The sequence below is a fragment of the Huaxiibacter chinensis genome (assembly GCF_022171985.1).
Lineage (GTDB): Bacteria > Pseudomonadota > Gammaproteobacteria > Enterobacterales > Enterobacteriaceae > Enterobacter > Enterobacter chinensis_A.
Window position 1 is genome coordinate 600,243 of the sequence record NZ_JAJVHF010000001.1, and the last position, 20,226, is coordinate 620,468.

A 20,226-nucleotide genomic window follows, 5' to 3' on the forward strand; every position below is an offset into this window, starting at 1 on the left:
CTCCCGTGGGAGAGGGTCGGGGTGAGGGCATCAGGCCGCACCCCGTGGTGAGGGCATTCGTCTTTCCCCCTCTCCCGTGGGAGAGGGTTGGGGGTGAGGGCATCAGGCCGCACCCCGTGGTGAGGTTATTCGTAATTCTCCCTCTCCCGTGGGAGAGGGCCGGGGTGAGGGCATCAGGCCGCACCCCGTGGTGAGGGCATTCGTCTTTCCCCCTCTCCCGTGGGAGAGGGCCGGGGTGAGGGCATCAGGCCGCACCCCGTGGTGAGGGCATTCGTCTTTCCCCCTCTCCCGTGGGAGAGGGCCGGGGTGAGGGCATCAGACCGCACCCCGTGGTGAGGTATTTGTAATTCTCCCTCTCCCGTGGGAGAGGGTCGGGGTGAGGGCATCAGGCCGCACCCATCAAACAGACGCCCTGCCGAACGCCCCCTGCCAGTCCTGCTCAAACTTCACTATCGCCGCCTCTACCGCCGGTGAGTGAATAAACTGCTGCGCAACGTCCAGTGGCAGGGTGATCGATTCGCAGCCCGCCAGCATACAGTCCAGCGCCTGACGTGGCGTTTTAAAGCTTGCCGCCAGCACTTTCGACTGGGGAGCATGCAGCGTCAGTAACGTTTGAAGCTCCGTCACGGTCTTGATGCCATCCCCGCCCTGCGCGTCGACGCGGTTAACGTAAGGGGCCACATAATCCGCCCCCGCCAGCGCGGAAAACAACCCTTGCGCTGCACCGTATACCGCCGTTCCCAGCGTCGGAATTCCTTCCGCTTTCAGCATTTTGATTGCCGCCAGACCTTCCGCCGTGACCGGCACTTTTACCACCAGGTCGTTGATAATGGTGCGCAGTTTACGCGCCTCTTCCACCATGCCTTCAGCGGTCGGTGCCATAACCTGTGCAAACAGGCGGCCTTTCCCGTCAAGCGCATCGTGCAGCGCGGGCAGCAGCACGTCCAGCGGCGTTTTGCCTGCCGCCACGATACTGGGGTTAGTTGTCACGCCCGCCAGCGGGAAGATACGCGCCAGCTTTTTTACTGCCGCAACGTCAGATGTGTCGAGATAAAGTTCCATGATGTCGCCCTCAAATTTAGCCTGCAAATACCCTACCACGGTAAAACCCGCTTAAGAGTTGACCTGCGTCAAGATAACTTTCATTCGAAAGTCATTTAATCTTCATATGCAATAAGAGGGCGAAAAAATGATTTTCAATATTCAGCGTTATTCCACCCACGACGGCCCCGGTATCCGTACCGTGGTGTTCCTGAAAGGCTGCTCGCTGGGCTGTCGCTGGTGCCAGAATCCTGAAAGCCGCTCCCGCACCCGGGATGTGCTGTTTGACGCACGCCTTTGTCTGGAAGGCTGCGGCCTGTGCCAGCAGTCGGCGCACGGCATCATCGAACGTGCGCAGAATGGGCTGCTTATCCATCGGGAAAAGCTGAGCGAAAAAACGCTGGATGCCCTCACCGACTGCTGCCCGACGCAGGCGCTGACCGTTTGTGGGCAGGAGCAGCAGGTCGCCGATATCATGACGACCGTATTGCGCGACAAACCTTTCTACGATCGCAGCGGCGGCGGCATTACCCTGTCCGGCGGCGAACCTTTTATGAACCCGACGCTGGCCCTCGCCCTCTTCAAAGCCAGCCACGAGCAAGGGATTCATACTGCCGTCGAAACCTGTCTGCACGTACCGTGGCATTATATCGAACCCGCTTTACCCTATGTTGATCTGTTCCTCGCCGACCTGAAACACGTCGACAGTGACATCTTTAAACAGTGGACCGACGGTTCGGCCAAACGCGTGCTGGATAACCTGAAACGTCTGGCGGCTGCCGGGAAACAGATCACCATCCGCGTCCCGCTGATTCAGGGCTTTAACGCCGATGAAGCGTCGATTACTGCCATTACCAATTTTGCCGCCGATGAACTCAAAGTTCACGACATTCATTTTCTGCCGTATCACACGCTGGGCATGAACAAATACACCCTGCTCGGCCAACCCTACTCTGCCCCTGACAAACCGCTGGATAATCCTGCGATTCTGGACTTTGCCCAGCATTACGCGCGCCAGAAAGGGTTAACCGCGACCTTACGAGGATAAACCTATGACGACCCTGAATCTTAATACCCTCAGCGACCGTATTAAAGCGCATAAAACGGCTCTGGTGCACATTGTTAAGCCGCCGGTCTGCACCGAGCGCGCCCGTCACTACACCGAAATGTACCAGCAGCATATGGACAAACCGATCCCGGTGCGTCGGGCACTGGCCCTGGCGCATCACCTGGCGCAACGCACCATCTGGATCAAACATGATGAGCTGATCGTCGGTAATCAGGCCAGTGAAGTCCGCGCTGCGCCAATCTTCCCGGAATACACCGTCTCCTGGATTGAAAAAGAGATCGACGATCTGGCCGATCGTCCGGGTGCAGGCTTTGCGGTGAGCGAAGAGAACAAGCGCGTACTGCATGAACTCTGTCCGTGGTGGCGCGGCCAGACGGTGCAGGATCGCTGCTACGGCATGTTTACCGATGAGCAAAAAGGCCTGCTGGAAACCGGTATTATTAAAGCGGAAGGCAACATGACCTCCGGCGACGCGCACCTGGCGGTCAACTTCCCGCTGCTGCTGGAGAAGGGCCTGGACGGGATGCGTGACAAAGTGGCCGAACGTCGTTCGCGTATTAACCTGACGGTGCTCGACGACCTTCACGGAGAACAGTTCCTGAAAGCGATCGATATTGTGCTGGAAGCCGTCAGCCTGCATATCGAGCGTTTCGCCACCCTGGCGCGTGAAATGGCGTCTACTGAATCCCGTGAAAGCCGCCGCGATGAGCTGCTGGCAATGGCCGAAAACTGTGATGTGATTGCCCACCAGCCGCCAAAAACCTTCTGGCAGGCGCTGCAGCTGTGCTACTTCATCCAGCTGATTCTGCAGATTGAGTCCAACGGTCACTCCGTGTCGTTTGCCCGCATGGACCAGTATCTCTATCCGTACTACCGCCGTGACGTGGAGCTGAATCAGAGCCTGGATCGCGAACAGGCTATCGAACTGCTGCACAGCTGCTGGCTGAAGCTGCTAGAGGTGAACAAAATCCGCTCCGGCTCGCACTCCAAAGCTTCTGCGGGCAGCCCGCTGTATCAGAACGTCACCATTGGCGGACAGACGCTGGTGAACGGTGAGCCCATGGACGCGGTCAACCCGCTCAGCTATGCGATTCTGGAATCCTGCGGTCGTCTGCGCTCCACGCAGCCAAACCTGAGCGTGCGTTACCATGCGGGGATGAGCAATGACTTCCTCGACGCCTGCGTGCAGGTGATCCGCTGCGGCTTTGGTATGCCCGCATTTAACAACGATGAGATCGTGATTGCGGAATTCATCAAGCTCGGCGTTGAGAAAGAAGACGCCTACGACTACGCCGCCATCGGCTGCATCGAAACCGCCGTCGGCGGCAAATGGGGCTATCGCTGCACCGGGATGAGCTTTATCAACTTTGCCCGCGTGATGCTGGCAGCGCTGGAGGGCGGCCGTGACGCCACCAGCGGTAGGGTGTTCCTGCCGCAGGAAAAAGCGCTCTCTGCCGGTAACTTCGATAACTTTGAGGAGGTGATGGCGGCGTGGGATACGCAGATCCGCTACTACACCCGTAAATCTATCGAGATCGAGTACGTGGTCGACACCATGCTGGAAGAGAACGTCCACGATATCCTCTGCTCCGCGCTGGTGGATGACTGCATAGAACGCGCGAAAAGCATCAAACAAGGCGGCGCGAAGTATGACTGGGTATCAGGCCTGCAGGTGGGTATTGCTAATCTGGGCAACAGCCTGGCCGCGGTGAAAAAACTGGTGTTTGATCAGGGGATCATCGGTCAACAGCAGCTGGCCGCCGCGCTGGCGGATGATTTCGACGGGCTGACCCACGAGCAGCTGCGCCAGCGTCTGATCAACGGCGCACCGAAATACGGTAACGATGACGACAGCGTTGACCTGCTGCTGACCCGGGCCTACCAGACCTATATCGAGGAGCTGAAGCAGTATCACAACCCGCGCTACGGTCGCGGCCCGTTTGGGGGGAATTATTACGCGGGGACGTCGTCTATTTCTGCAAACGTGCCGTTCGGGGCAGCCACCATGGCAACGCCGGATGGGCGTAAAGCGCATACGCCGCTGGCGGAAGGGGCAAGCCCGGCCTCCGGAACTGACCACCTCGGGCCGACGGCGGTGATTGGCTCTGTCGGTAAGCTGCCGACCGAAGCGATTCTGGGCGGCGTGTTGCTCAATCAGAAGCTGAATCCGGCGACGCTGGAAAACGACAGCGACCGCCAGAAGCTGATGATCCTGCTGCGGACCTTCTTCGAGGTGCATAAAGGCTGGCATATTCAGTACAACATCGTCTCGCGTGATACCTTGCTCGAGGCGAAGAAACACCCCGACCAGTATCGCGACCTGGTGGTGCGTGTCGCGGGATACTCCGCGTTCTTTACCGCTCTGTCGCCGGACGCGCAGGACGATATTATTGCGCGTACCGAGCATACGCTGTAAGGCGGCGTGTCGGGGGGATGTGCGCGCTGGTGCCCTCACCCCAACCCTCTCCCACAGGGAGAGGGGGAACACACCGATGCCTCACCCCGGCCCTCTCCCACGGGGAGAGGGGGAACACACCGATGCCTCACCCCACCCCTCTTCCACGGGGAGAGGGGGAACACACCGATACCCTCACCCCGCCCCTCTTCCACGGGGAGAGGGGGAACACACCGATACCCTTACCCCGCCCCTCTTCCACGGGGAGAGGGGGAACACACCGATACCCTCACCCCGACCCTCTTCCACAGGGAGAGGGGGAACACACCGATACCCTCACCCCACCCCTCTCCCACAGGGAGAGGGGGAACACACCGATGCCCTCACCCCAGCCCTCTCCCACAGGGAGAGGGGGAACACACCGATACCCTGACCCAACCCTCTCCCACGGGGAGAGGGAGAAAACATTAATGCCCGCCTCTCCCACGGGGAGAAGGTGAAACCACTTAGCGGCAGCCTCGGTTGCCGTTTTGTTTTACTTTCGAATGAAATTAAATTTGTGCTCCCCGTCACCTTGTTATTAGAATGTTTCAAAATGCAGTGACTCCAGGAGCGCAATGTATGACCGTTAAAGTTATCGTCACCGATATGGACGGAACTTTTCTTGATGATGCCAAGCAGTACGATCGCGACCGCTTTCAGGCACAATTCGAGCAACTCAAGGCCCGCAATATTGAATTCGTGGTTGCCAGCGGCAATCAGTATTACCAGCTCATCTCCTTCTTCCCGGAGCTGAAAGAGCAGATCTCCTTCGTCGCAGAGAACGGCGCGCTGGTGTTCGATCACGGGGAACAGGTTTTCCATGGGGAACTGACGCGCCACGAATCGCAAATTGTCATTGGTGAACTGCTGAAAGACAAACAGCTCAACTTTGTCGCCTGTGGGCTGGAAAGCGCCTATGTCAGCGAAAATGCCCCTGATGACTTTGTGGCGCTGATGTCAAAACACTACCACCGCCTGAAACGCATTAGTGACTATCAGGACATCGACGACGTGCTGTTTAAATTTTCGCTCAACCTGCCGGATAGCGATATCCCGGCCCTGATCGATCAACTGCACGTGTCGCTCGACGGCATCATGAAGCCCGTGACCAGCGGGTTTGGCTTTGTTGATTTGATTATCCCAGGCCTGCACAAAGCGAACGGCATAAGCCGCCTGCTGAAGCGTTGGGAGCTGTCACCGCAGGCGTGCGTGGCGATTGGCGACAGCGGCAACGACGCGGAAATGCTCAAGCTGGTGAAATACTCTTTTGCCATGGGCAATGCCGCTGAGAGCATCAAAACCATCAGCCGTTACGGCACGGACGACAACAACCATCAGGGCGCACTGAACGTCATTCAGGCCGTGCTTGACGGCCACTCGCCGTTCGACGCCTGATCCCGCTTTTAAGCCGGAGCCCGTCTCCGGCACCCTACTCTTTTCCCATCCTGTGGCGAACATCAAGTTTTTAAACTTGCATTAACCTCTTTTTAACTTAAAGTATCACTTGTAGATAATTTTACTTTCGAATGAAAGATGCGAGGCCGTTATGACGTTTAGCAGTGAAACTTTGCCAGCGGATCCAAAAGCGGCAATTCGTCAGTTAAAACGCGAGTTACGCGCACAGATTGGCGACGTTCAGGCAGTGTTCGACACGCTCAGTGACAAAATCGCTACCCGCGTGGCGGAGATAAATGCCCTGAAAAATAAGGGCGAGCCTGTCTGGCCAGTGATCCCGTACGCGGATATTAAAGACGGTGCCCTCACCCCTGCCCAGCGCGATGCGATAAAACGCCGGGGCTGTGCGGTGATCAAGGGTCACTTCCCGCGTGAGCAGGCGCTGGCGTGGGATCATTCCATGCTCGACTATCTCGATCTCAATCGCTTTGATGACGTCTATAAAGGCCCGGGGGATAACTTCTTCGGTACCCTGAGCGCCTCCCGCCCGGAAATTTTCCCGATCTACTGGTCGCAGGCCCAGATGCAGGCGCGTCAGAGCGAAGAGATGGCCCAGGTGCAGTCGTTCCTCAACCGGTTATGGACATTCGAAAGTAACGGCAAACAGTGGTTCGACCCGGATGTCAGCGTGATTTATCCGGATCGCATTCGCCGTCGTCCCCCGGGAACCACGTCGAAAGGGCTGGGGGCACACACGGATTCCGGCGCGCTGGAGCGCTGGCTGTTACCGGCCTATCAACAGGTCTTTGCCCGGGTCTTTGATGGCAATATCGATAAGTACGATCCGTGGGACGCCGCACACCGGACCGAGGTGCAAGAGTACACCGTGGATAACACCACCAAATGTTCCGTCTTCCGCACCTTCCAGGGCTGGACGGCGTTATCCGATATGATCCCCGGTCAGGGTTTGTTGCACGTGGTGCCGATCCCTGAGGCGATGGCGTATATCCTGCTGCGCCCGCTGCTGGACGATGTGCCGGAAGATGAACTGTGCGGTGTCGCGCCGGGACGCGTCCTGCCGATCTCTGAGAAATGGCATCCGCTGTTAACCGAAGCGCTGACCAGTATACCGGCGCTTGAGGCCGGGGACTCCGTCTGGTGGCACTGCGATGTGATCCACTCTGTCGCACCGGTTGAAGACCAGCAAGGCTGGGGTAACGTCATGTATATTCCCGCCGCGCCGATGTGCGAGAAGAACCTCGCCTACGCGAAGAAGGTCAAAGCCGCACTGGAAACCGGCGCATCGCCGGGGGATTTCCCGCGCGAAGATTATGAAACCACCTGGCAGGATCGTTTTACCCTGGACGATCTGAACATCCACGGCAAGCGCGCCCTGGGCATGGTTTAACTGTCGTAAAGCCCTTCCCGTTCCACGGCGGTGCGTCGTTTTCCCTGACGTATCCGCCGTACCGACTCCCTTACCGTCAGCGTGCCGTTGAGCAGCAGCGTTCCCACGGGCGCATCCGGTCGCATCAGACGCTGCTGGAGAAAATGCACCGCCTCGGTACCCAGCTCATCGCGCGGAACATGGACCGCGGTTAACGGCACATCCTGAATCGCCGCCAGGTTAAAGCCGTCGATGCTCATCACCGAGACGTCCTGAGGAACCCGCAATCCGTGGCTTTGCAGCGCGCTGATGGTGCCCGCCGCCATAAAATCGCCGCCCACCAGAAATGCCGTGGGAAGCGCTTTGCCCTGCCGCTGCTTGAGCCATTCGCTGACCGCGCGCTCGGTCTCTTTCGCACTGAAGCTTTGCACCTCCAGCAAATCGCGTTTGTCGTTGAACCTGAGGTTATGCGTCCGCCACGCATCACGGATCCCCGACAGGCGTAGCTCCATGGTATAGCGCCGCAGACAGAGCACGGTCATTATCTCACGATGCCCCATCTCAAAGAGGTATTCCGCCGCTCTTTCGCCAATGGAACGATGATCCGGGGCGACGGCAGGCAGGCGCATATTCCGGTCGCGGCAGTTGATGAGCATGCACGGCTTGCCGACGTCCACCGCCAGATCGTGGATATGCGGGTCGTCGATGCCCAGTAAAATAGCCGCCTGCGTGTCCGGCTCGTTCATGCGCGTCAGAAACAGCTGGGCGTCGCTGTCGTTCTCTTCAAGCGGGCAATACCGTAGCCTGACCTCATGTGACGCCAGTCCCTTACTCACACTTTGTATAACACGGTAGTAAAAGATGTCGGACCGCTCATCGAAGGCCCGCTGGGGCGCAAACACCACCAGGCTGTTCAGCAGCAATCGCCCCGCCGCAATTCCCTCCATCACCCCCAGCTCTCGCGCGCACTCCAGCACCTTGATACGCGCTTTTTCACTGGTATTCGCCTTCCCCGCCAGCACGCGTGAAACGGTACTAATGGAGAGCTGAGTGCGGGAGGCGATTTCCGCGATTCTGAGCCTTTTGTCCATTTTGTGATCTTGCTCCGTTTGCTAAATGAAAAATTTTGCACGGCATGCATATCAGGCGATAACAGTGCTGAAAGCTATCATGCCAAAGCCAGTCGCTTATTTATGAGAAAGCTTGCACAAAATCTGCTATTGCCTGCTCATTTTCTCCCTTAAGGTGAACTTGTCACACAACTTCCATACTAGTTGTATGCCAACTTGATGCAATAAAAACAGATCAATCAAGGGCATAAGGCGCTGTGGGACAACCGAAACTACCCTCTTATCGTCCGTCTTGTGGAGACTGAAAATGAGTCAGGACATCAATAACACCCTCACGGGGAGTAAAACCCGTCGCGTCATCAAAAACCTGCGCTGGTACGTGCTGGTGCTGTTTTTACTGGGCGTCACCGTTAACTACATCACCCGTAACTCGCTCGGCATCCTGGCCCCTGAACTCAAAGAGAGCATGGGGATCACCACCGAGCAATACTCCTGGATCGTCGGGGCATTCCAGATTGCCTACACCCTTTTCCAGCCTCTGTGCGGATGGCTGATCGATGTCATCGGTTTGAAGATTGGCTTTATGGTTTGTGCAGGCATCTGGGCGCTGATGTGTATCCTGCACGCGGGTGCTGGTAGCTGGCTGCATCTCGCCGTGCTGCGCTTCTTTATGGGGGCATCGGAAGCTGCCGCCACGCCGGCAAACGCCAAAACGATTGGCGAGTGGTTCCCGAAATCAGAGCGTCCTGTCGCGGCCGGATGGGCAGGCGTGGGCTTCTCGATTGGGGCAATGCTGGCTCCGCCAATCATCTACTTCGCGCACGCCTCGTTTGGCTGGCAGGGTGCGTTTATGTTTACCGGCGTGCTGGCGCTGCTGTGGGTTGTTTTATGGTGGGCGTTTTACCATAACCCAGAGCAGCACCCGAATCTGGGACAAGAAGAACTGGCCTTTATCAAGCAGGACAACGAACCCCCGGCCATCAAGCTGCCTTTCCTGACCGCGCTGAAAACCGTCTCTAAAAACAAACGCTTCTACGGGATTGCCATCCCGGCCTTTATGGCGGAACCCGCCTGGGCAGTGCTGAGCTTCTGGGTCCCGCTGTACCTCGCCAAAGAGCACGGTATGGACCTGAAGCAGATCGCGATGTTTGCCTGGCTACCGTTCCTAGCCGCCGATCTGGGCAGCGTTGCCAGCGGCTACCTCACCCGCGTCTACACCCGCTTCTTCGGCTGCACGCGGGTCAACGCTGTCGTCGCAAGTTCCGTCACGGGCGCGTTTCTGATGATCTCGCTGGCGGCCGTGGCAATCACCCGCGATCCGTACGTCACCATTGCCCTGATCTCCATTGGTGGATTCGGGCACCAGATCATCTCCTGCATGCTCAGCGCGCTGGTTGTGGAGTCGTTTGATAAAGGCCAGATGGCTACCGTCAACGGCATGCGCGGCTCAGCCGCCTGGATCGCCAGCTTCCTTTTCTCGCTGTTGATCGGGGTAACTGCCGACAAAATTGGCTTTAACCCTCTTTTCATTGCCATGGGTTTCTTTGACCTGATTGGCGCTTTTTTCCTGGTCGCATTTATTGCTGAACGTCGCGCCAAGCGCGCCTGATAGTGGATGTATCGCATATGAAAACGTTGAAAAACTGGACCCTTGATAAGCAGTCAGCCCACCATGTCGAACTGCTGGTGGATAATCAGCACCGTCTGTTCCTGTACGTTCTGGAAGAGAACCTCTTCCGCGTGCTGATTAAGCGCAAAGGCACGCTGGCGCTGAACAAAACCTGGAGCATCGCGCCGACGAGTGATGTGCCGTGGGAAGGACGTGACCGCGACGACATTAGCGGCTTTACCTGCCCGTCATGGACGCTCACGCAGCAGGACGATACGCTGGTTATCGCCAGTGAAAAACTGCGTGTGACCGTCCACCAGCCGCTGTGGCTCGAGTGGCATCACCGCGATGAAGCCGGTATCTGGCAGGCGCTGGCAAGCGATCGACCCACCAGCGCCTATCTGCTGAATGCCCACGGTGACGGTGCGGCGCATTACCTGAGCCGCCACAAAGACGAACGTTTTTATGGTCTGGGGGAAAAAGCCGGCGACTTACAGCGCAACGGCAAACGCTATGAAATGCGTAACCTCGATGCGATGGGCTATAACGCCGTCAGCACCGACCCGCTCTACAAGCATATTCCGTTTACCCTCACCCGTCGCGATGACGTGAGCTACGGTCTTTTCTATGACAACCTGAGCAGCAGCTGGCTGGATCTGGGTAACGAGATTGACAACTACCACACCGCCTACCGTCGCTGGCAGGCGGAAGCGGGTGATATTGATTACTATCTCTTCACCGGCAAGCAGGTGCTGGACGTGACAAAGGCCTTTGTCCGTCTGACCGGTAAAACGCTGTTTGGGCCGAAATGGAGCCTGGGCTACAGCGGATCGACGATGCATTACACCGACGCGCCGGATGCGCAAAACCAGCTGATGAACTTTATTCGCCTGTGTGAAGAACACGCCATTCCGTGCGATTCGTTCCAGCTCTCATCGGGTTATACCTCCATCAACGGCAAACGTTACGTCTTTAACTGGAATCACGACAAAGTGCCGCAGCCCAATGCGATGAGCCAGGCGTTTCATGATGCGGGGCTGAAGCTGGCGGCCAATATCAAACCTTGCCTGTTACAGGATCACCCGCGCTATAGCGAAGTGGCAGAACAAGGGTTGTTCATACGTGATTCTGAAACCGATACGCCAGAACGTTCCAGCTTCTGGGATGATGAAGGGTCCCATCTCGACTTCACCAACCCGCAGACCGTGGCGTGGTGGCAGAAAGGCGTAACGACCCAACTGCTGGAAAAGGGGATCGATTCGACGTGGAATGACAATAACGAGTTCGAAGTGTGGGACGGTGAAGCACGCTGTCACGGCTTTGGCCAGGAAATTGCCATTAAGCATATCCGGCCGGTGATGCCGCTGCTGATGATGCGCGCCTCCATGGAAGCGCAACAACGCTTCGCGCCGGAAAAACGCCCGTATCTGATCTCTCGCTCCGGCTGCGCCGGCATGCAGCGCTACGTGCAGACCTGGAGCGGCGATAACCGTACCAACTGGGACACCCTGCGCTATAACACCCGCATGGGGCTGGGCATGAGCCTGTCCGGACTGTTTAACGTCGGCCATGACGTGGGCGGTTTCTCCGGCGATAAGCCCGATGCCGAGCTGTTTGTCCGCTGGGTGCAAAACGGTGTAATGCATCCGCGCTTTACCATCCATTCGTGGAATGACGATCGCACGGTGAACGAGCCGTGGATGTATCCGGGCGTTACCCCCGCGATCCGCAGCGCGATTGAGCTTCGCTACCGTCTTCTGCCCTATCTTTACACCCTGCTCTGGCAGGCACATGCCGACGACGAGCCGATGTTACGCCCGACGTTCCTCGATCATGAGCACGACGCGCAAACCTTCGAAGAGTGCGATGATTTCCTTCTCGGACGCGATGTGCTGGTGGCGAGCGTGGTGGAAGCCGGGCAGCGTCAGCGCCGCGTCTGGCTGCCGGATAACCCTACCGGCTGGTACGATTTTTACACTCACGAGTGGTTCGCTGGCGGGCAATGGATCGTGCGCGATGCACCTCTGGAAAAACTGCCGCTGCTGGTCAGGGCCGGAGCCGGTCTGCCGCTCAGCGAGCGTATTACGCATGTCAGCGCCGAAAAGGACGATACCCGCGAGCTGAAACTGTTCCCGGTGAAGGGGGTTGGTTCAACCGCTGGCCTGCTGTTTGAAGACGATGGTGAAAGCTGGGGGTACCAGAGCGGGAATGCGCTGTGGGTGGAATGGGAAATGGTGTGCGGGGGAGCAACTATTGACCTGAAGATTAACGGGCGTGGGGATTATCGTCCGGCGTGGAAAACGCTGAAGGTGACCTTACCGGCGGGTGAGAGACGCACGCTGCGGGTAAATGGTATTGAAGGGAGTGAATGGGTGGTGTAGTGCGGCCTGATGCCCTCACCCTAACCCTCTCCCACAGGGAGAGGGGATCAACCTGGACCCTAACCTCTCCCACAGGGAGAGGGGATCAATCTGGACCCTAATCCTCTCCCACAGGGAGAGGGGATCAATCTGGACCCTAATCCTCTCCCACAGGGAGATGGGATCAATCTGGACCCTAATCCTCTCCCACAGGGAGAGGGGATCAATCTGGACCCAAGCACTTTCCGACAGGGAGAGGGGATCGTTTTGACCCCTAACCTTAAGCATTTCGCGCGGCGGGTGCGGTCAACGCATCGGCCGCGCGAAAGACAGCGGGCTATCAGTTGTCGATACCTTTGGTACGCAGGTAATCTTCGTAGTTACCGGTGAAGTCCACCACGCGCTCAGGCGTGATTTCGATCACACGGGTCGCCAGCGAGCTGACGAACTCACGGTCGTGAGAGACAAAGATCAGGGTGCCCTGATACATTTCCAGCGCCATGTTCAGCGATTCGATTGATTCCATATCCAGGTGGTTAGTCGGTTCGTCCATCACCAGAATATTCGGTTTTTCCATCATCAGCTTACCGAACAGCATGCGACCTTTTTCACCACCAGACAGCACCTTAGCAGGCTTTTTGATGTCGTCCTGGCTGAACAGCAGACGGCCTAAGATCCCGCGAACCACCTGTTCGTCATCGCCTTCCTGCTTCCACTGGCTCATCCAGTCGAAGACGGTCAGATCGTTTTCGAATTCATACTCGTGATCCTGCGCGTAATAGCCAATCTGCGCGTTCTCAGACCATTTAACGGTACCGTTATCCGGCTGAGATTCACCCACCAGGGTTTTCAGCAGGGTCGATTTACCCACGCCGTTCGCGCCCAGAATGGCAACCTTCTCACCCACTTCCAGCAGCAGATTGAAGTTTTTGAACAGCGGACCGTTATCAAACCCTTTGGTGAGGGCTTCCACTTCCAGCGCGTTACGGAACAGTTTCTTGTCCTGCTCGAAGCGAATGAAGGGGTTCTGGCGGCTTGACGCTTTCACTTCGTCCAGCTTGATCTTATCAATCTGACGGGCACGCGAGGTTGCCTGGCGGGATTTAGAGGCGTTTGCACTGAAGCGGCTAACAAAGGATTGCAGATCGGCAATCTGGGCTTTTTTCTTGGCGTTATCGGACAGCAGACGTTCACGCGCCTGCGTGGCTGCCGTCATGTATTCGTCGTAGTTGCCCGGATAAACGCGCAGCTCGCCGTAGTCCAGATCCGCCATGTGCGTACACACCATGTTCAGGAAGTGACGGTCGTGAGAAATGATGATCATGGTGCTGCCACGTTCGTTCAGCACCTGCTCCAGCCAGCGAATGGTATCGATGTCCAGGTTGTTCGTCGGTTCATCGAGCAGCAGAATTTCGGGATTCGAGAACAGCGCCTGTGCCAGAAGCACACGCAGCTTCCAGCCCGGCGCCACTTCGCTCATCAGGCCGTAATGCTGCTCAACCGGAATACCCACGCCCAGCAGCAGTTCGCCCGCGCGGGATTCGGCAGAATACCCGTCCATTTCACCGTACAGCACTTCCAGATCGGCCACTTTATAGCCGTCTTCTTCGCTCATCTCAGCGAGGCTGTAAATACGGTCACGTTCCTGTTTAACTTCCCACAGCTCCCCGTGCCCCATGATCACCGTGTCCAGTACGGTAAACTCTTCAAAGGCGAACTGATCCTGACGCAGCTTGCCGAGGCGCTCGTTAGGATCAAGCGACACGTTGCCAAGCGTTGGCTCCAAATCGCCGCCGAGGATCTTCATGAAGGTGGATTTTCCGCTACCGTTGGCACCAATCAGGCCGTAACGGTTGCCGCCGCCAAACTTGACGGAAATGTTTTCGAACAGCGGCTTACTGCCAAACTGCATAGTGATGTTGCTGGTAACTAGCACGGGGGATTCCTGCAAAAAAGTGTGATAAACACGTCATTATGCCACAATTCCGAATTGAGATCCCGTGTTGCGACTTCCCGCTAAACTTTAACAAAATCGAAAAAAATGTGATTTCGTACACATCTGAATTCCTTGTTGGGGTGAATGCACATATAATGCGCTCCCATCACTGATTCAGACTCATTAACTAATCGCCAGAGTGGCAAAGATACCTCGCATAATATGAATATGAAATTATCAACGCTTTTTGCGGCGGCGTTAGCCGTAGTAGGTTTTTGCAATACCGCGTCAGCGGTGACGTATCCGCTGCCGACCGACGGTAGCCGTCTGGTGGGTGAAAACCAGGTGGTTATTGTTCCGGAAGGCAACTCACAGCCGCTGGAGTATTTTGCCGCGCAGTATCAGCTTGGCCTGTCCAACATGCTGGAAGCCAACCCGGGCGTTGATCCCTATCTGCCAAAGGCCGGTACCGTGCTGAACATTCCCCAGCAGCTGATTCTGCCGGACACCGTTCATGAAGGCATCGTGATCAACAGTGCTGAAATGCGTCTGTACTACTATCCGAAAGGCACCAACACCGTTATCGTGCTGCCTATTGGTATTGGTCAGTTGGGTAAAGACACGCCGCTGAACTGGACGACGAAAGTTGAGCGTAAGAAAGCCGGTCCAACCTGGACGCCAACCGCTAAAATGCATGCGGAATACATTGCCGCTGGCGAACCACTTCCAGCCGTAGTCCCTGCCGGTCCGGATAACCCTATGGGCCTGTACGCGCTGTACATCGGTCGTCTCTACGCTATTCATGGTACCAATGCTAACTTCGGTATCGGCCTGCGCGTCAGCCACGGCTGCGTACGTCTGCGTAATGAAGACATCAAATTCCTGTTCGATAACGTGCCGGTCGGCACCCGCGTCCAGTTCATTAACGAGCCGGTAAAAGCGACCTCTGAGCCAGATGGCAGCCGTTACATCGAAGTGCACAACCCGCTGTCCACCAGCGAAGATCAGATCAACAACAACGAAATCGTGCCAATTACGCTGCGTAGCAACGTGCAGGCTATCACCAGCCAGCCTGACGTTGAAACCACCGTTGTTGACCAGGCAATTCAGAATCGCTCCGGTATGCCGGTACGTCTGAACTGATAGTAAGCATTGAACCACCAAAAAGCGGGCCAGATAGCCCGCTTTTTTTTATCCGTTATTCACGATAACGATCCCGCCGTGGTCATAGCGGTAATGACAGTGGGCGTACTCCAGCGGCGTACCGTCTTCCAGATAGATCACCTGCTCCACCTCCAGCACCGGGTCGGTTTGTTCGCAGACAAGATGCTGCATATCCAGCGCGTTCGGTTTTAAGGCCCGCACCACGCGATATGAACCCATAATTTTGAGACCCAGCGTCTCCTGCACATACTGGAACACCGAGCTTTCAAGGTGGGTTTTGTTGAGGCCCGGCACCAGATTCAGCGGCATCACCGTCGAATCCAGCGACATCGGCTCGCCGTTCAGGGAGCGCAGGCGGATGAAATCATAAATCGGCGTATCGGCGCTGATCATCAATGAGGACTGCTCTTTCTCGTCGGGAAAACGCAGCTCAAAATGCACCACCTGACTGCTGACGGTGCCCAGATGTTGCCAGGTTTTGGTTGCGCCAAAATAGTCACTGCCGGAGAGATCCCACTGGGACAGCTGCAGGAAGTTTTTGCGGATAAAGGTCCCCTGCCCCTGGCGGGTATAGACCAGCCCTTCGACAATCAGCTGGCGCATCGCCTGCTGGATGGTCATCCGGCTGGTACTGAACTCCGCCGCCAGCGCAAACTGGTCTGGCAGCGGCTCGTTGGCGGCATATTGTTGACTAATAATGCGTTTTTTAATTTCCCGCGCTATGGTGATGTACTTCGCCGCCATCGCCTGTTCCTTATCGTTATTCCGCTATCACACTGTTTTTTAACGCCACTCGCTCCGCAATCTTGAGGAAAGGCAGGTAGAAGAATACACCAAATACGATGATTGCCAACTGCACCACCACGGCGCGCCAGTCCCCTGCCGTCGCCAGCCAGGCGCTCAGGATCGGCGGCGTGGTCCAGGGGATCATCACCACGCAGCGCGACATCAGCCCCAGCGTGGTACACAGCCACGCGAAGTAAATCCCCAGGGCCGGCAGCAGAACAAACGGGATCATCAGCGGCAGGTTAAAGACAATCGGCAGACCGAAAATCACCGGTTCGTTGATATTAAACAGCCCGGGCGCCAGAGAGAGACGGGCCACCTGTTTGGCCGACTGCTGACGGGAGAAGATGAAAATCGCAATCAGCAGCGAGATCGTGCTGCCCGTGCCGCCCACCATTCCGAAGGTAGGGACAAAAATGTTATTGATGATATGCGGAATCGGCTGGCCGTTGGCAAACGCCAGCATGTTCTCGTTGGTGTTAATCAGCAGGAACGGTTCCAGAATGACGCTGTTGACCACCGACTGGTGAATACCCAGCGTAAACAGGAAATTCCCGAAGCTGTAGATAAAGATCGTCCCCGGCAGGCTGGTGTTAATCAACCGCAACGGCTGCTGAATAAAGGTAGTGATCAAATGGATCAGATCCGTGTGCATGACGTTCGCAAGCACCGCCGCCAGAATCGCAAACAGCGAAAGGGTGATGATTGTTGGGATCAGCGCGGTAAAGGATTGGCTTACCGCCGGGGGGACATTCTCCCCCAGCGAGATACGTAACGCCTTCAGGCGAGAGATCGCGATGAACACTTCGGTTGCCACTAAACCAATCAGCACGCCGGCAAAAATTCCGGTCGAACCGATATTGGCAAAGGTCAGAACCTGCGTCACGTTGACCGGATTCTGGCTACCGACGGGCAGGATCGATAGCTGCATCGGCATCATGATGATAAAGCTGCTCAGGGCGATAACCACTGCCGAGACCGGGTTGTCGAACGCTTTATTGCGCGCCAGTGACCAGGCGATCATCGGTGCCAGCAGCAGCGCCGCAATATTCAGCGTGCCGTTGATGATCGCATCCCCCCAGACTTTGAAACGCACCAGCGTTTCGCCGTCCAGTATCCACGGGAACACCACATTGTTCACCAGCACCGCCAGACCGGCGAGGATAAAAATGGGCATCACCGTGGCAAAGGCATCGCGCAGGGAACGCAGGTGCACCTGATTCGCCAGGCGGGCTGAAAACTCAACAAATTTATCGACAAACGACTGCATTGCAGGTGTGATTTTTGTATCAGACATAGCGGAGATTCCCATTAATCAGTCACAAAAACGGTCCGGCAGCGTACGGCTTACAGCTCGCGCCCGTTGCTATGAATAGCCTGTTTTAACCATGCGTAGCTTTTTTTCGGTACGCGCTTCAGGTCTTTTAGATCGTGGTTCTCGCGGTTGACATACACCACGCCGTAGCGTTTACGCATATCCCCCTGCGAGCTAAGGATGTCGATTAACCCCCATCCGAGGTAGCCGATCACCTGCGCGCCGTCTTCAAAGATGGCGGCCTTCATCGCCATAAAATGCTGACGGTGATAGTCGATACGATAATCATCTTCGACAGGGTTTATGCCATCCCAGGACTCGATCACGCCAATCCCGTTCTCAATCGGGAAGACCGGTAAGCGCCAGTCGTTGTAATAGCGGGTGATGATGGTTCTAAAGCCCAGCGGATCGATCTGCCAGTTCCATTCGGTGGCTTTCAGGTAGGGGTTATTTTTCTCGCCGTGAGTGAGGTAATAATTCACCGGCGTGCCTTCGGGGATCGGATCGCTGTCGAGGGTTTTGCTGGCGTAATAGCTGAAGGCCATAAAGTCGTTTTGCGTGCGGGCCAACAGCGCTAAATCCTCCGCCCGGTAAATATCACTGAATCCCTGCTGTTCAACCACCGCCATCACTGCCGGGCTGTAGCCCTGTCCTGCAAAGACGCGGAGCAGGTTTTGATTCAGGAATTCGTCATACTGTTGGGCACAGAAGATATCGCGCGGTTTGCAGGTGGCGGGATAAATCAGCTGATGCGCCAACATTCCCCCCATCATCTGCCCGGGTTTGGCCTGATGCAGATACTCCGTCAGCGCCATATGCGCCACCATGGTGTGATGCTGAATTTCGTAGAGTTCGCGCAGGGTTTGCTCACCTTTCATATAGCCTGAAACGCGAAACGCCTCCGGCATATGAAAAATATTCTGCTCGTTGAAGGTCAGCCAGTATTTCACCCGATCCCCGAAGCAGTCGATCATCTTTTTACCGTAGCGGACAAACGCCTCCATCACCCGACGGTCGGTAAAGCCGTTGTATTCCTGCGCCAGAGCCAGCGGCATATCAAAGTGATACAGGCACACCATCGGTTCGATACCGCGGGCGATCAGATCGTCAATAAAGCGGTCGTAAAACGCGATGCCTTCGTCGTTAAATTCGCCATCGCCCTTAGGACAAACGCGGCTCCAGGAAATCTGAAAGCGATAACAGTTCATCCCCAGATCCTGCATCAGGTCGAAGTCTTCTCTGTAGCGATGGTACGAATCCGTTGCCACCATCCAGTCAGAGGCATTCTCCCCGGCTTCCCGGATGTCGTATACCGACATCCCTTTTCCGCCCTCGTTCCATGCCCCTTCGGTCTGCATGCTGGAAACGGAGTTACCCCATAAAAAATTCGCTGGTAATGATTGGTTCATGCTTGCCCCCTATATGACTAGTCATTTAAATTTCATGACTAGTCATATAGCGAAAGATGAAAAATCAGGCAAAGAGAGGGATCGTTTTTTGTGAGGCGTGTGGAAATAAAAAAGCCGGATCGCTGTGTGCGGATCCGGCTTTAACGCAACGTGTTACGTGAAAATCAGGACAGTTGATTCCGGCGATATTCGCCCTGACGCTCCAGCATCCAGCCGGGATATTCGCGCGGCAAGGCGCTGACCGCATCCAGCTGTTTCAGCTCGTCGTCGGTCAAGCTGATGCCGGTGGCGTTAATGTTGTCATCGAGCTGCTCCACGCGTTTAGCGCCCACGATCACGCTGGTGACCACCTTCTGGTGAAGCAGCCATGCCAGGGCGATTTGCGCGACCGAGACGCCTTTTTGGTCAGCGATGGTCCGCATCACGTCCACGCAGTCGAACGCGCGATCTTTATTCACCGGCGGGAAATCAAATTCCAGACGCCGTCCGCCCGCCTCCGCCTGACCGTCGCGGCCATATTTACCGCTCAGCAGTCCGCCCGCCAGCGGGCTCCAGACCATCAGCCCGACGTTTTCGCTTTGCAGCATCGGCACCAGTTCGCGTTCCAGATCGCGCCCGGCAATTGTGTAATAAGCCTGAAGCGAGGCAAAACGTGCCAGCCCAAGACGCTCGGAAATGCCCAGCGCTTTGGCGATTTGCCAAGCGGCCCAGTTCGAGACGCCGATATACCGCACGTGACCGTGCTGCACGAGATTATCCAGCGCATAGAGCATCTCTTCCATCGGCGTTGCCGGATCAAAGCCGTGTAACTGGTAGAGATCGATATGATCGAGCTGCATGCGCTGCAGGCTCTCTTTCACGCTGTTAATGATGTGATAGCGCGAACTGCCGCGTGAGTTCACACCCGCGGTGCCCGTCTCGCCAAACACTTTGGTCGCCACGACCACGTTTTCACGCGGGATCTTCAGATTTTTCAGCGCCTGACCGGTGATGATTTCCGAACGGCCTTCGGAGTAGACATTGGCGGTATCAATAAAGTTGATGCCGGCATCCAGCGCCCGCCCCACCAGCTTCTCGGCGTCGTGTTGCTGGAGCTGGCCAATCTTGCCCCACATACCGTCTTCCCCGCCAAAGGTCATGGTGCCGAGGCACAGCTCAGAAACAAACAGACCGGTGTTGCCTAATTTTTGATAACGCATGGGACGTTCCTCGCAATGTTCGTGTTGGGTGCCAGACAGTTATACCCCC

General features: G+C 56.4%; 14 protein-coding genes. 7 read left to right on the plus strand and 7 right to left on the minus strand.

The features are described 5' to 3' along the window. Window positions 1-399: 399 nt before the first annotated feature. Window positions 400-1,062, minus strand: a complete 663-nt coding sequence (fsa, locus tag LZP96_RS02960) for a fructose-6-phosphate aldolase (RefSeq protein ID WP_064328091.1) — start codon at window positions 1,060-1,062, stop codon at window positions 400-402. A 127-nt stretch (window positions 1,063-1,189) separates the two neighbouring features. On the opposite strand from fsa, the gene LZP96_RS02965 reads away from it, so the two are divergent. From LZP96_RS02965 to LZP96_RS02980, 4 genes are all read left to right on the plus strand, one after another. Beyond that, the gene (locus LZP96_RS02965) at window positions 1,190-2,089 is read left to right on the plus strand and encodes a glycyl-radical enzyme activating protein (protein WP_064325454.1); all 900 of its coding nucleotides are present in this window, start codon (window positions 1,190-1,192) and stop codon (window positions 2,087-2,089) included. Window positions 2,090-2,093: 4 nt separating this feature from the next. Continuing rightward, the gene (locus tag LZP96_RS02970) at window positions 2,094-4,526 is read left to right on the plus strand and encodes a formate C-acetyltransferase/glycerol dehydratase family glycyl radical enzyme (RefSeq protein ID WP_064325453.1); all 2,433 of its coding nucleotides are present in this window, start codon (window positions 2,094-2,096) and stop codon (window positions 4,524-4,526) included. A gap of 600 nt (window positions 4,527-5,126) precedes the next feature. Further along, window positions 5,127-5,942, plus strand: coding sequence for a Cof-type HAD-IIB family hydrolase (locus LZP96_RS02975; protein ID WP_064325452.1), 816 nt, complete (start codon window positions 5,127-5,129; stop codon window positions 5,940-5,942). 151 nt (window positions 5,943-6,093) lie between these two features. Then, window positions 6,094-7,350 carry a DUF1479 domain-containing protein gene (locus tag LZP96_RS02980; RefSeq protein ID WP_064325451.1) on the plus strand — a complete coding sequence of 419 codons (1,257 nt, stop codon included), beginning with the start codon at window positions 6,094-6,096 and terminating at the stop codon, window positions 7,348-7,350. Here the strand turns inward: LZP96_RS02980 and LZP96_RS02985 are convergent. Beyond that, entirely contained in the window at window positions 7,347-8,420 is a 1,074-nt protein-coding gene (locus tag LZP96_RS02985) for a LacI family DNA-binding transcriptional regulator (RefSeq protein WP_064325450.1), read from the minus strand. The two genes, LZP96_RS02980 and LZP96_RS02985, sit on opposite strands and share 4 nt — an antisense overlap. A gap of 286 nt (window positions 8,421-8,706) precedes the next feature. Between LZP96_RS02985 and LZP96_RS02990 the strand changes: the two genes are divergently transcribed. Both LZP96_RS02990 and LZP96_RS02995 read left to right on the plus strand, forming a co-directional pair. Next, window positions 8,707-10,008 carry an MFS transporter gene (locus LZP96_RS02990; protein WP_064325449.1) on the plus strand — a complete coding sequence of 434 codons (1,302 nt, stop codon included), beginning with the start codon at window positions 8,707-8,709 and terminating at the stop codon, window positions 10,006-10,008. A gap of 17 nt (window positions 10,009-10,025) precedes the next feature. Next, window positions 10,026-12,389: a glycoside hydrolase family 31 protein gene (locus tag LZP96_RS02995; RefSeq protein ID WP_064325448.1), complete on the plus strand. Its 2,364-nt coding sequence runs from the start codon at window positions 10,026-10,028 to the stop codon at window positions 12,387-12,389. 319 nt (window positions 12,390-12,708) lie between these two features. Here LZP96_RS02995 and LZP96_RS03000 read toward each other — a convergent pair whose 3' ends face one another. Next, the gene (locus tag LZP96_RS03000) at window positions 12,709-14,304 is read right to left on the minus strand and encodes an ABC-F family ATPase (protein WP_064325446.1); all 1,596 of its coding nucleotides are present in this window, start codon (window positions 14,302-14,304) and stop codon (window positions 12,709-12,711) included. 222 nt (window positions 14,305-14,526) lie between these two features. Here LZP96_RS03000 and ldtB point away from each other — a divergent pair, with 222 nt between their 5' ends. Beyond that, window positions 14,527-15,447 (plus strand): L,D-transpeptidase, encoded by a 921-nt coding sequence (gene ldtB / locus LZP96_RS03005; protein ID WP_064325445.1) that lies wholly within the window; start codon window positions 14,527-14,529, stop codon window positions 15,445-15,447. 48 nt (window positions 15,448-15,495) lie between these two features. On the opposite strand, the gene LZP96_RS03010 is transcribed toward ldtB, so the two are convergent. The 4 genes from LZP96_RS03010 to LZP96_RS03025 form a co-directional block, all read right to left on the minus strand. Further along, window positions 15,496-16,212: a GntR family transcriptional regulator gene (locus tag LZP96_RS03010; protein ID WP_064325444.1), complete on the minus strand. Its 717-nt coding sequence runs from the start codon at window positions 16,210-16,212 to the stop codon at window positions 15,496-15,498. Window positions 16,213-16,228: 16 nt separating this feature from the next. Next, window positions 16,229-17,551, minus strand: a complete 1,323-nt coding sequence (locus LZP96_RS03015; RefSeq protein WP_064325443.1) for a PTS sugar transporter subunit IIC — start codon at window positions 17,549-17,551, stop codon at window positions 16,229-16,231. Window positions 17,552-17,601: 50 nt separating this feature from the next. Continuing rightward, window positions 17,602-18,978: a glycoside hydrolase family 1 protein gene (locus LZP96_RS03020; protein ID WP_064325442.1), complete on the minus strand. Its 1,377-nt coding sequence runs from the start codon at window positions 18,976-18,978 to the stop codon at window positions 17,602-17,604. Window positions 18,979-19,142: 164 nt separating this feature from the next. Further along, window positions 19,143-20,177, minus strand: coding sequence for an aldo/keto reductase (locus tag LZP96_RS03025; protein WP_064325441.1), 1,035 nt, complete (start codon window positions 20,175-20,177; stop codon window positions 19,143-19,145). Window positions 20,178-20,226 lie beyond the last annotated feature (49 nt).